At 50.3% G+C, this 12,498-nt stretch carries 14 protein-coding genes; 7 read left to right on the plus strand and 7 right to left on the minus strand.

The window, feature by feature from the left end:
* The first annotated feature begins 83 nt into the window (after window positions 1-83).
* Window positions 84-599 (plus strand): peroxiredoxin family protein, encoded by a 516-nt coding sequence (locus DFR42_RS07890; protein WP_110254443.1) that lies wholly within the window; start codon window positions 84-86, stop codon window positions 597-599.
* 17 nt (window positions 600-616) lie between these two features.
* Entirely contained in the window at window positions 617-1,057 is a 441-nt protein-coding gene (locus tag DFR42_RS07895; protein WP_110254444.1) for a GNAT family N-acetyltransferase, read from the plus strand.
* A 21-nt stretch (window positions 1,058-1,078) separates the two neighbouring features.
* Here DFR42_RS07895 and DFR42_RS07900 read toward each other — a convergent pair whose 3' ends face one another.
* Window positions 1,079-1,855 carry an L-asparaginase gene (locus DFR42_RS07900; protein ID WP_245936879.1) on the minus strand — a complete coding sequence of 259 codons (777 nt, stop codon included), beginning with the start codon at window positions 1,853-1,855 and terminating at the stop codon, window positions 1,079-1,081.
* Window positions 1,856-2,002: 147 nt separating this feature from the next.
* On the opposite strand from DFR42_RS07900, the gene DFR42_RS07905 reads away from it, so the two are divergent.
* Both DFR42_RS07905 and DFR42_RS07910 read left to right on the plus strand, forming a co-directional pair.
* The gene (locus DFR42_RS07905) at window positions 2,003-2,488 is read left to right on the plus strand and encodes an asparaginase domain-containing protein (protein ID WP_110254445.1); all 486 of its coding nucleotides are present in this window, start codon (window positions 2,003-2,005) and stop codon (window positions 2,486-2,488) included.
* 58 nt (window positions 2,489-2,546) lie between these two features.
* Complete coding sequence (locus tag DFR42_RS07910; protein ID WP_110254446.1) at window positions 2,547-3,041, plus strand: hypothetical protein; 495 nt, start codon at window positions 2,547-2,549, stop codon at window positions 3,039-3,041.
* A gap of 162 nt (window positions 3,042-3,203) precedes the next feature.
* On the opposite strand, the gene DFR42_RS07915 is transcribed toward DFR42_RS07910, so the two are convergent.
* From DFR42_RS07915 to DFR42_RS07925, 3 genes are all read right to left on the minus strand, one after another.
* Window positions 3,204-4,481 carry a M16 family metallopeptidase gene (locus DFR42_RS07915; protein ID WP_170133442.1) on the minus strand — a complete coding sequence of 426 codons (1,278 nt, stop codon included), beginning with the start codon at window positions 4,479-4,481 and terminating at the stop codon, window positions 3,204-3,206.
* Window positions 4,482-4,997: 516 nt separating this feature from the next.
* Window positions 4,998-6,062, minus strand: a complete 1,065-nt coding sequence (hisC, locus tag DFR42_RS07920) for a histidinol-phosphate transaminase (RefSeq protein ID WP_110254448.1) — start codon at window positions 6,060-6,062, stop codon at window positions 4,998-5,000.
* A 29-nt stretch (window positions 6,063-6,091) separates the two neighbouring features.
* Window positions 6,092-6,562, minus strand: a complete 471-nt coding sequence (locus DFR42_RS07925) for a MarR family winged helix-turn-helix transcriptional regulator (protein WP_110254449.1) — start codon at window positions 6,560-6,562, stop codon at window positions 6,092-6,094.
* Between the two features lie 38 nt (window positions 6,563-6,600).
* Here DFR42_RS07925 and DFR42_RS07930 point away from each other — a divergent pair, with 38 nt between their 5' ends.
* Window positions 6,601-7,338, plus strand: a complete 738-nt coding sequence (locus DFR42_RS07930; protein WP_110254450.1) for a siderophore-interacting protein — start codon at window positions 6,601-6,603, stop codon at window positions 7,336-7,338.
* A gap of 31 nt (window positions 7,339-7,369) precedes the next feature.
* Here DFR42_RS07930 and DFR42_RS07935 read toward each other — a convergent pair whose 3' ends face one another.
* Window positions 7,370-8,260: a LysR family transcriptional regulator gene (locus DFR42_RS07935; RefSeq protein WP_110254451.1), complete on the minus strand. Its 891-nt coding sequence runs from the start codon at window positions 8,258-8,260 to the stop codon at window positions 7,370-7,372.
* A 104-nt stretch (window positions 8,261-8,364) separates the two neighbouring features.
* Here DFR42_RS07935 and DFR42_RS07940 point away from each other — a divergent pair, with 104 nt between their 5' ends.
* Window positions 8,365-9,531, plus strand: a complete 1,167-nt coding sequence (locus DFR42_RS07940; RefSeq protein ID WP_110254452.1) for a mandelate racemase/muconate lactonizing enzyme family protein — start codon at window positions 8,365-8,367, stop codon at window positions 9,529-9,531.
* Between the two features lie 154 nt (window positions 9,532-9,685).
* On the plus strand, window positions 9,686-10,498 hold the full coding sequence (locus DFR42_RS07945) for a hypothetical protein (protein ID WP_146218804.1): 813 nt from the start codon (window positions 9,686-9,688) through the stop codon (window positions 10,496-10,498).
* A gap of 11 nt (window positions 10,499-10,509) precedes the next feature.
* Here the strand turns inward: DFR42_RS07945 and DFR42_RS07950 are convergent, their stop codons facing one another.
* Together DFR42_RS07950 and alaC are read right to left on the minus strand one after the other, a co-directional pair.
* The gene (locus tag DFR42_RS07950) at window positions 10,510-11,085 is read right to left on the minus strand and encodes a hypothetical protein (protein WP_110254454.1); all 576 of its coding nucleotides are present in this window, start codon (window positions 11,083-11,085) and stop codon (window positions 10,510-10,512) included.
* A gap of 20 nt (window positions 11,086-11,105) precedes the next feature.
* The gene (gene alaC, locus DFR42_RS07955) at window positions 11,106-12,359 is read right to left on the minus strand and encodes an alanine transaminase (RefSeq protein WP_245936880.1); all 1,254 of its coding nucleotides are present in this window, start codon (window positions 12,357-12,359) and stop codon (window positions 11,106-11,108) included.
* Window positions 12,360-12,498: the final 139 nt, after the last annotated feature.

The raw sequence follows: 12,498 nt of genomic DNA on the forward strand, positions 1-12,498 counted from the left end.
AAGCTTTTGATAGTGCCCCCGACTAATTTATATCTGTCGTATTATTCATGCATAAGTAAACATATTCATAGAAAGTTCTCATCGTGAACAAGAAAAAATTACTCAGTGTCATTACAGCAGCGATGCTGGCAGCGGCCAGTTTTTCCGCATCGGCACAGGCAAATAAAGATAATCAGCAGATGAGTTTTCAGGGGGCTGAGCTGAATGGCAAGAAAATTGCGCTCAGCGATTACGCAGGCAAGACCCTGCTGGTCAGCTTTTTTACGGCGGGTTGCAATCTCTGTGCGCGTGACTTGAAGCTCATGCGTGATTTTTATGATCGCAATATGAAGCGCAATTTTGTCTTGCTGGCGATTAATATTGATGCAGACAAGAAAGATTTTGATTCTTATGTGCAACTGATCAATCTGGCTGTGCCTGTAGAGCAACGTTTTCCCATTATCTGGCGCAATACGCCGGGTTATAAGGACAATTTCGGTACTATTGTCAGCCAGCCCACGCATTTTGTGATTAATCCTAAAGGCCAGCTGGTCTTGAAGCGCGAAGGCAGTTTCCAGCCGAATGACTGGGATAATCTGTGGGAATCGCTGGGCTCATGAAATAAGGATGGAATGGCATGGACATAAAATACGAAGTGAGCATAGTTGATACTGCCCATGTAGAAAACATACGTCAGTGCTACGCCGTATTCAGCTACCTGCGGCCACACCTGGATGAAGAAGAATTCGTCAGCCGGGTACAAACCCAGATGGCTGAAGGCTATACCATCGCCTGTATTCATGTGGATGGCGAGGTAGTAGCTGCTGCCGGTTATCGCGTCCAGCATTATCTGGCCTGGGGCAAGATTCTTTACCTTGATGACTTGATCACCCACCCGCAAAAGAAAAATGCCGGTCTGGGATCAGCGTTAATGGACTGGGTAAAATTGCAGGCAAAGATCTTGAATTGCAATGAATTACACCTCGATACCGGCTATCAAAGGCATGATGCACACAGGCTGTACCTGAATAATGGTTTCGACCTGAGTTGTCACCATCTTTCCAAAAAAATAAGCTGAACTCATTGCCTGAATTTAAACTTAAAATTCCAGCGGCAAACTCCAGCTAGTCGGGATGACATCATGCCTGACCACGGCGCGCTGTTGCTGGCGGCGTTGCAGGCTGTCGGGGCTCCAGGTTTTTTCCCAGCCGGGTGGATAGGCCAGGCCCTCACCTTGCCAGTCTGGCAGGCGCTGGCGTACAGCGATCACAGGCAGGTACAGTGGCAAAGGCTGCTCAGGGGTATCTGCCCCCAGGCTATAGGCATAATTTGGCAGCAAGGCATCGCAAACCGCTGCAAACCAGGCTGTGTGATCTTCATCCTGACCCAGTGCATTTGCCAGGCCAGCCGGATCGAAGCGGGCCAGGGCCTCTATCAGTTCTGCCGTACTGGCGCCGGGTGCATCGCCCCAGCCCATGACAGGGTTGAAATTGTAATCGGCACCTGAGCCATACCAGCCTTCACGCCAGGGTCTTTGCATCCAGTTGCGCGGGCCTGTGAATAACTGCCAGCGCCAGTGCAGGCCAGAAGCCTTGGGCCAGCTATACAGATAGAGTTTTTGATAACCGGCAGCATGCAAGTCCCTGACCACGGCCATCAAACGCGCATGCGGCATACGTTCTGGCGGGGTACGGCGGAACAGTATGGGTTCACCATCAGCATGCTGGACTTCATCTGTGGATAAGTTCAAGTCCAGGGTGCGTTTTTCATCGCCAAAACGCGCTGCCACCCAGCCACTCAGCAGGTTCACGGCAGTCAGTACGCCATAGCCACGATGGCGGTGAAAAATAACGGTTCCGGGGGCTATCGGTTTCATATATTGGCAGTGTATCCGGGATGTATCAACAAGCTGTATGCGATGAAATGCAACAGCTTAGTGTAGCAGTTTTCACTGGCCCCCTATGCGCGTTACAATGTGTCTAATCCAAAATTTTTGAAATCCTTCATCTACAGAGACTAGACCATGACTTTGCGCATCATCGCCACTGGCGGCACTTTTGATAAACATTATGACGAACTGGCAGGCAAGCTCAGCTTTGCTGACAGCCACCTGCCTGAAGTGCTGAAACGTGCGCGTCTGACGATACCGGTAGAGCTGGAAGTCTGCATGCTGGTAGATTCACTGGACATGAACGACAGCCACCGCAATACCGTCTTGCAGGCTTGCCAGCAATCGGCAGAAAAAGCGATTGTCATCATCCACGGTACCGACACCATGCGTGAAACGGCAGAAGTACTGGGTGCGGCCAATCTCGGCAAGACCATCGTGTTCACTGGCGCCATGATCCCTTACGAAATCGCTAATTCCGATGCCTTCTTCAATCTGGGTTTTGCCTGCAGCGCGGCGCAACTCTTGCCAGCAGGTGTGCACGTCGCCATGAATGGCAAGGTCTTCCCCTGGAATGACGTACAAAAGAACCGTGAAGCTGGCGTATTCGTGAATAAGTAAACCCGAAGTAAAATCCGCTAAGACCGGGTAAGGCTAATAGAGACGAATTGAGACCACCATGAAACTGCTGCTGGCGACATTATTGCTGTGTATTTCCACCCTGACGCAGGCAGCAGAAACGCGTTTTGATTCCATCTATTTTTTCCAGTCGCAAGCCGAGCTGGAAAAAAAAGGCATCAATGTAGACACCTTTGGCCGTTATACGCGGACATTGCAAACGCAGATTTACCGTGCTTTGAAAAAAGTTAAATTGCCAGAAAGCTCGGGTTATCTGGTGGTGGCAATACGCTCGGATGGTGAAGTCACCTGCTGGCTGGACATGTCCCCTGCCGTGCATGAATATTACGATAACCAGATTTACGAAATCGTCAAAAAAATCCAGCCTGTCGATGTACAAAGCGGCATTCTGGTATTCGGCATGAAGATGGCGATAGACACTGCCGTCCACACCAAAAAAACTGTACCCGCCCCTGCCGACTGGGCAGAGGCTAAAAAGAAACTGAATGACCCGAATAATATAGAAGAGCTGGTGTTATCCAGGTGGCCTGAATGAGGAAGGGACAATTTCAGATTACGATGCTGGCCTCGTGAACCAGCTTCGGGCACACGACATCTTCTGCGCAACCGTCGCCCACATGTCAACAACTGCTCCACACGGTAGAATCAACATTCTTGAGCACCCATTTGCGTAAAATAATTGCCATGATGTTCAATATCAGCGCCTGACAGGTTCTCTGAGAGTTATTGCAAGTCTGTTCGAAGAAGTAATCCACTCTTCCCCTTTTTTCTGAAGCTGGGTCAGATCATAGTTTTGTATGTCTTGTTGCAGAGTAAAGTAGCGCTGCCAGTTGCCTCCGGCGATAAAAGTGAGGAGTTTAAAAGCCAGTTCGTCTGAATTTTCCGTGATGTGCATATGATCCCTGGCAGCAGCTTTCTTTGCTTTTAAAAACGCTTGCTCAGTGACGGGCTGTTTTGGAAGATTCTCAAGTACGTCAATAAATTTGGTTTTGAATATGCCTTCACTGATCCCGTACTGAAAGTCTATCCCAAACATTAACAAGCCTGCTTGCTGAAGCAACATATAACTAGCTCTGGTACTCTTTATTTTTTCCAGGTCAGAAAAATCATTTTTTGTTCTTTCTGCGGAAAGCAGGACTCTGCTTAGCAAGTCCATGGCCGCGGCATCAGGATGATTAATATCCACCGCCCGGTAAGAAATGATTGCATACGGTGCGGTGGTTTTTCTCAATAAGACAATTTCACGTTCACCATTTTGCGGCGGCTCAACGGTAACAATAGGCTTTTCTTCATACCTGGCTTCGCTGATGGGGCCAAATAATTGCAACACCGTATTGAGCACGTCGGCTTCATCATATTTTCCACTGATGATGAGTGTCGCATTTTCAGGTCTGTAATGTTGATACCAAAATTCCTGCATATCGCTCAATGTCAGATTTTGCAGATCACTGGGTATCCCAACTGGGTCTCTGCCATAGGCATGCCAGGTGAAAAGATTTGACGTGGCTTCACGTAATAAGAAATTGAAGCGACCGGCTCCCGTATTTTCTCTTTCGTTAATAACTTGCCTCTTTGCTTGCTCCAGTTGTTCAGGCGTGGCATTGAAACTCGCCATCATCGAAGAACTGTATTGCAAGGCAAACTTGAGCGTCTTTGTATCAGAACCAGGCCAGGTTTGATAATCTGTAAAATCAAAATTGGTAATTCCTTTAACCCTGAAATCTGATATATGTCCTTGAAAATTCTTTTTGACATTTGCCCCCGACTCAATTAAAAGCAGATGCTCGAGCAAGTGCGCGAGACCTTTTTGCCCATATTTTTCCTTGCTGGAGCCACTGCGATAAATCAGGTGAGTTGTTACCGCAATCTGACGGGTATCAGGAATGAGTAACAAGGCCATTCCATTTTTTAGTTTAAATTCACGGACGCCGTGGACTTCTTGTTGAAACTTTATTGCATCGATATTTTGATCCACATCCGTATGCTCTCTCGCACACGCAAGTGAACATACAAAATAGCTGATCGTCAATAATAGTCGGGAAAATTTGCTGAAACTGCAGTTAATCATCGTGTCCATCACATCAAATATTTATTGCTGGAATTGCTTCACGGCCTGATTACAAGCCAGGTAAGTGAAACTGGGCTACAACAGCCGTGCTATTCATAAGGAGCAGAATTGTTCACACCTTACAGCGCAGCGTGTCATAAGGAAAACATCAGGCAAACCGGTACGCTTACTGCGTAGCCTCGACATCTTTTACACTGAGCAGTAGCATAAATGAAAACATTTAGAAATGTCACACAAAGTTAAAAATATATTTTAATCATGCTTAAAGATTAATTTATATACCGTGTCAGCTTGTGCATTGCATGTGCGTGACAGTGAAGTTTGTGCAGCAGGTGTGATCTGTTTTGTGATGACGAGAATACTCATTTGCAGAACTGCTGATTCGCAGTCTGCAAGCAAGAGTGTACTGAGCCTGTATTCAGGTCAGGCGGGATGGAGCAATAGCTTCAGCGCAGAGATCAGTGAGGCGGATTCTTCATCTGTACCTATGGAAATCCGCAAGAATTCACTGATGCGCGGCAGCTTGAAATGGCGCACGATAATGCCGGATTCTCGCAAACCCAGGGCAATTTCTTCTGCCGCAAAACGAGGATGACGGGCGAAGATGAAATTCGTCGCTGATGGCAAGACTTCAAAATCCAGCTCCCGCATAGCTGCTGCCAGTCTCTCGCGCGTCGCCATCACTGCCTGACAAGTCTGCAAAAAATAATCCTGGTCTTCAAATGCAGCGATCGCGCCCGCCACTGCCAGCCTGTCCAGCGGGTAAGCATTGAAACTGTTTTTGACGCGGTTCAAGCCCGCAATCAAATCTGCATGCCCTGCCGCAAAACCTACCCGCAAACCCGCCAGCGAGCGAGACTTTGAGAGCGTATGCACGACCAGCAAATTGGGGTAGCGGTCTATCAAAGCAATCGCAGTCTCGCCACCAAAATCCACATAGGCTTCATCGATGACGACCACGCTGTCGCGATTATTTTTCAGCAGGAATTCAATTTTTTCCAGCGGCACGGCGCAGCCGGTTGGCGCATTGGGATTGGCGAAAATAATCCCGCCATTTTCTTGCAGATAATCTTCTACATTGAGTTGAAATTCGGCATCCAGTGGCACGCTGTGGTGAGCGATTTCATACAGGCCGCAATACACGGGATAAAAGCTGTAACTGATGTCAGGGAAGAGTAGAGGCTGCTGATGTTTGAGCAAAGCCTGGAACACGTGGGCCAGCACTTCATCAGAGCTGTTACCGACAAAAACCTGGTCTGCCTGCAAGCCATAATAACTGGCGATGACGCTACGCAAATGATCTGAGCCGGGATCAGGATAGAGACGCAGGTCAGCATTGGTGGCTTGCTGTATCGCCGCCAGCACACGGGGTGAAGGCGGGTAAGGGTTTTCATTGGTATTGAGCTTGATGAGCCTGGCCATCTTTGGCTGCTCACCAGGGGTATAAGGGCTCAGCTTGTGGACAACTTCACTCCAGTATTTACTCATGATTTGGTAATTTTTTAGCGAAAAATTGTTTACGTGCCGGTATCCAGATTGACTTTAACTCTTTGCAAGAGTTGCAGTAATTGCTGTTGTTCCTGACTATCCATTGCCTGCAATGCCAGGGTATTAAGGCGTTTGGCCTGCTGGCGTAATGTAGTTAGCACGCTTTGTCCATCGGTAGTCAGTGTCAGCCTGACATTGCGCTTGTCGCTTTCATCGGCAACCGCATCAAGCAAGCCTTGATCACGCAAGCCCTTGATCAGCCTGGCCAGTTGCGCCTTGTCGCGGCCACTGTGCTTGGCCAGGTCACTCTGGGTAGAGCCAGGGTAATGGCCAAAATAGCTCAATACCTTGCCTTCCATATGGGTGATGTCGTGCGGGCCATCGCGCAAAGCCTGGTATTGCATGGAACGGTATTGATGCATGACCGTATGGATAAGGTCCAGCACCCCATCCTCATTATTTTCTTGAGAATGGTTGACATTGTCATTTGTTTTGCGCATTATAGTAGATATTGTCAACTAATTTGATGGGTGAATAAATGAGTATAGCCTCTGAAACCAGCCGCGTACAACGCGTACGCCATGAAATCAAACGCCGTAATCTGCAAGTTGTCCGTGTTGAAAGCCCTACCCCGCACTTCCGCCGCATCACTCTCAGCGGTGCTGATCTGCCAGGTTTTATCAGTGCCTCTTTTGATGATCATCTTAAGCTGATACTGGGTGCCGACAGCGACAATGTTGTCATGCGTGATTACACGCCCAGGCATTACGATGCCACCAAAGGTGAACTGGTGCTGGAATTTTCCATACACGGTGATGGCCCCGCTGCCGCCTGGGCCAGCCAGGCAGATGTTGGTCATAGCGTCACTGTCGCCGGGCCGCGTGGTTCTTTAGTCATCCCCACCGACTATGACTGGCATTTGCTGGCCGGTGATGAAACCGCCTTGCCAGCGATATCGCGACGCCTGGAAGAATTGCCAGCTGGAGTGCGCGCCATTGTCATCCTGCAAGTACCACCAGCCGAACGCCGTGAATTAAGTAGCGCGGCAGATATCAGCATAGTCTGGGTAGATAGCGCACAAGAGTTTTTGGACACCCTGCGCGCCCTGCCTTTGCCAGCGGGTGATGGTTATGCCTGGTGCGCCGGTGAAGCTGCCACCATGGCTGCAACACGCCGCATACTGGCTGAAGAAAAAGGCCATGCTGGTACTGCCATGCGGGTAGCGGCTTACTGGAAACATGGTTTGATTGCGCATCATGAAAACCTGGAAAGCTGATCATTGATGAAATCCGGCTACAGCCGGATTCTCATTTGAACTCTTCCACCAAAAAATCAATAAATGCCCTGACCTTGGCAGGTTGCTGGCGGCGGCTCAGGTAATACACATACAGGTCAGCCGCTGGCAAGGTATAGGCGGGCAGGACTATCTGCAGCCTGCCGCTCTCCAGGTATTTATTCAAATCCCATTCAGAGCGCACCAGTATGCCGTGGCCATCGAGTGCCCAGTTCAGCACCACATCGCCATCATTGCTCGACACTGCCCCGCGCACCTTGACCAGCTCTTCCTTGCGCCCTTTTTCCAGACGCCAGGTGCCATATACATCATCATTTTGCCGGTGCAGGATGCAGCGGTGATGATGCAGCTCAGCCGGTGTCTGTGGGTGCCCGGCCTGTTTCAGATAGGTGGGTGAGGCGCATAAAAAGCGCCGGTTGCTCATGAGCTTGCGGGCACCCAGGCGTGAATCGGGCAACTCACCAAAGCGTATCGCCAGGTCATAGGCTTCTTCTACCAGGCCTATGGGGCGGTCAGTCAGTTGCAATTGCACTTCGACTTCTTCATGCAGATGGGCAAAGCGTGACACCAGCGGTGCAATGTGGGTGCGGCCAAAGCCTGGTGTGGCGTTAATCCGTAACAAGCCCTTGGGTGTGCCGCGGCTGCTGGATACAGATTCTTCCATGTCGCGGATACTGCCCAAAATCTGCGTAGCTTGCGCCAGATAAGACTCGCCCTCGCTGGTCAGGCTGAGGCGGCGGGTAGTACGGTTAACCAGGCGCACGCCCAGGCGCTGCTCCATCAGCATCAGGCGTTTGGTCACCGCAGGCGGGGTGATACCCAATTCGCGTGCTGTCGCCGACAAACTGCCCAGCTTGGCCAGTAGCACGAAAAAAGTCAGCTCAGGGGCGATATCGATATTCACTTGAAGTAAATAATGGTTTAAATGTGAGTGAATTATATCTCTTGAAATGAAGAGTAAGCTTTGACCATGCAAATTCCTTTTTACAACTGTCAGGACAAAGCCAAATGAAAATCGTAGAAATCCGCGAACAAACCGTTCCGATCAGCTCACCCATACGCAATGCCTATATCGACTTCAGCAAGATGACGCTGAGCCTGGTGGCTGTCGTGACCGACGTGGTAAGAGATGGCAAGCGCGTCATCGGATACGGTTTCAATTCCAATGGCCGCTATGGACAAGGCAAGCTCATGCGCGAACGCTTCATCCCGCGTGTACTGGAAGCTGAGCCAGAAAGCCTGGTCAATGATGCAGGCGATAACCTTGATCCACACAAGATCTGGAATTGTATGTTCACCAATGAAAAACCCGGTGGTCATGGTGAACGTTCAGTGGCTATCGGCACCATCGACATGGCAGTCTGGGATGCAGTCGCCAAGATAGAGGGCAAACCGCTATTCCGTTTGCTGGCAGAACGTTATGGCAATGGCACGCCAGACCGCAATATCTTTGTCTACGCAGCAGGTGGCTATTATTACCCCGGCCAGAACCACGACAAACTCAAGGATGAAATGCGCAGCTATATTGACCGTGGCTATACCGTGGTCAAGAAAAAGATAGGTGGTGCCTCACTGGATGAAGACTTGCGCCGCATTGACTCCATTCTCAGTGTGCTAGGCGATGGCCAGAAGCTGGCGGTGGATGCGAATGGCCGCTTTGATCTCGACACTGCCATTAAATATGCCAAGGCACTCTCGCAATACGACTTGTTCTGGTATGAAGAACCGGGTGACCCGCTGGACTTTGAACTACAGGCAACATTGCGCAATTACTACCCCAATCCCATGGCAACAGGTGAAGACCTGTTCTCCATGCAGGATGCCCGCAATCTGATACGTTACGGCGGCATGCGCGCAGACCGCGACTGGTTGCAGTTCGATTGCGCCCTCAGCTATGGCCTCGTCGAATACCTGCGTACGCTGGACATGCTGCGTGAACATGGCTGGTCAGCCAAACGTTGCATCCCTCATGGCGGCCATCAGATGTCGCTGAATATCGCCGCTGGCCTTGGCCTCGGCGGCAATGAATCTTATCCCGACCTGTTCCAGCCCTATGGTGGATTTCCGGATGGTGTCAAGGTGGTCAACGGCCACATCCTTCTGCCAGAATTGCCAGGCATAGGTTTTGAAGGCAAGGCAGATTTGTATGTTGAGATGCGCAAACTGGCAGAATAGTGGATAGTGACTGGATAGCGGGTTTGAAGCGAACAACACAATTTAATGACAGGGTTCTGTTGCTGTATATTGGCGCACCGCAATTTCAATTTGTTTTAGCATGTACAAACCCAGGCCTTTTTCGTCTGCAAGAAGCAAGCGAATATTCACTTTATTGGCATTGTCTATATTCCCTGCTTCTGTTCTTGCTGGCGATATCCTTAGCTGCAAGGACGTAAATGGCAAAACCATTTATACCGACGACGGCGCAAAATGCGCAGGGCAGGTGCAAAAATTTCAGGGGCATGACTCTGCTAGCTCGGGCCTGGCAAACTACAGGTCGCCGCCACGTGTGTATCAAAGCATACCGGGAGACTGGAAAATATTGGTAGAGCAGGATATGGCAATTGCCGACCCCAAGCTGACAGCCAAAGCCAGCAGCAGATTACAGCAGGCTCTGGCCAGTATCCTGGAGAAATTACCTGCTGCATCACATGCCCATGTCAAAGGGCTTAATTTTTACCTGCTATGGGGACCAAATTCACCCAAGGGTGGGCAAAAAGGCGGGATGCGTGCGATTTTGCAATTCAATCCTGTTACCTACCCACTGTATGATCCTGTCTGGAAAAATGCCGTCATCATTTACAGTGCAACAAACTTCGTTGCAGTGGATGAAGTGGTCGTGCGAAAAGACTTGAGCCATGAGATAGGGCACACCTGGCATCTGCGCGACTGGCCAGTGAAACATCCTGAAGTGACAGATGCCTTCCAGGCAGCAAAGCTCGCTGGCCTGTATAAAAATGTGGAAACCTATCAGGGCAAGATGCTGGACTCTGCCTATGCACTGGCCAATGAAAGAGAGTATTTTGCCGAGCTGACGGCCATGTATTTCATGGGCAGTACCTACTATCCTTACGACAAAGCAGGCCTGAAAAAATATGATGCGCGTGGATATCAGATGATAGAACAGTATTGGGGGATACGCTGATATCTGCCTTATCAACAATACCAGCGCCAGGCCGCCAGCATTTGACTGGCATCTGCACTGCCAGCCAGTAATTTATCCAGATCATCAACAACCCGCGCACGTGCGGCGGCTGTCAATTCATAAGTCTCATCAAAAGCCTGCTCATCCAGTTCGTGCATGGTATTCGCGACGCAGGCGATGGCGGCAAAGGCTGTCAGCAAGTCTGGTGCGAATAACTGGAAATCAGGCTTGCCGCCAGCCAGCGCAAAATAGACTTGTCCTGATATGGTATCGAGCATGAAGGGATTGCTGCCTTCCGTCGCTATCACCAGCCAGTGGTCCTGCCACTCAGGCAGGCGCTCACCAGTATTGCCATGCCAGCGATAGCAAGCCTGGCGCGACCATAAATGCTTCAATGTGGGAATGTCAACGGGGTTACCACCCGCAGCTATGCTTAAACCCATAGGCCCATGTTTTTCATGCACCTCACCCCACGGGCCTATCTCTTCATAGAAGCTGGCAAGGGCAGCAGGCAGGGCTACTTCACCCTGCCATTCACTTGTCGCTTGCGGGCGCAATTCTCCCCAGGGTGACAGCAAGTCACGCAAGACAGCAATAATGATCGTGCTTATTTTGTCACCCCATCATCCTTGAACATGGTTTTCAAACCACGCAAAGCCTGGCGTATGCGCGACTCATTTTCAATCAAGGCAAAGCGCACATATTCATCGCCATATTCACCAAAGCCTATGCCGGGTGAAACGCATAGTTTGGCTTTTTCCAGTACCTGTTTGGAAAATTCCAGCGAACCCAGATGGCGGTAGTGCTCAGGGATATGTGCCCAGATATACATTGATGCTTTTGGTTTTTCCACCATCCAGCCCAGTTCATGCAAGCCTTTGACCAGTACATCGCGACGGCGCTGGTATTGGTCACGTATCTCATTGACGCAAGTCTGGTCACCTTCCAGCGCAGCAATCGCAGCTACCTGTACCGGTGTGAAACTGCCATAGTCATGGTAACTCTTGATACGGGCGAGTGCTGCCACCAGTTCCTTGTTACCGACCATGAAGCCTATGCGCCAGCCCGCCATGTTGTAACTCTTGGACATCGTGAAAAACTCGACGGCCACATCGCGTGCCCCTGGCACCTGCATGATGGATGGTGCCTTCCAGCCGTCGTAGGTGATATCGGCATATGCCAGGTCATGCACTACCAGGATATTGTGTTCTTTGGCCAGCTTGACCACGCGCTCGAAAAATTCCAGCTCCACACATTGCGCGGTGGGATTCGATGGAAAGCCAAAGATCATCATCTTTGGCTTGGGATACGTTTCGCGTATAGCTCTTTCGAGTTCCGCAAAAAAATCCACGCCCGGGCTCATGCGTATGGAGCGTATATCGGCACCGGCGATCACTGCACCATAGATATGGATGGGGTAGCTGGGGTTGGGCACCAGTACCGTGTCGCCCTTGTCCAATGTCGCCAGCATCAAGTGAGCCAGGCCTTCTTTCGAACCTATGGTGACGATGGCTTCGCTGTCAGGATTGATATCGACTTCGTAACGGCTCTTATACCAGTGCGCAATTGCACGGCGCAAACGGGGTATGCCCTTGGAGGCAGAATAACCGTGGGTGTCAGGGCGTTGTGCCACTTCGACCAGTTTTTCTACGATGTGTGCAGGTGTCGCGCCATCGGGATTACCCATGGACATATCAATGATGTCTTCGCCACGACGGCGTGCAGCCATCTTCAGCTCGGCAGTGATATTGAATACGTAAGGGGGGAGACGGTTGATACGAGCGAAAGAGAACTTTGTTGCAGGCGCAGGCGTGCCTTCAACAGCAGAACCCCGGCCCGGCGGAGTAGATGTATTTGTCATGATCTGAATTGTACGTAGCCCTTGCAATCCATAAGACTGCAAGAACGGGCGCCCGGAACCGTCCGAGCGACGTTGAAGCGATTTGCCTCGCGTTTGATTGTAGCGAGCAATCTGGATTTCAGCAAGATGCGTTATGCTT

This window comes from Undibacterium pigrum (assembly GCF_003201815.1).
Lineage (GTDB): Bacteria > Pseudomonadota > Gammaproteobacteria > Burkholderiales > Burkholderiaceae_D > Undibacterium > Undibacterium pigrum.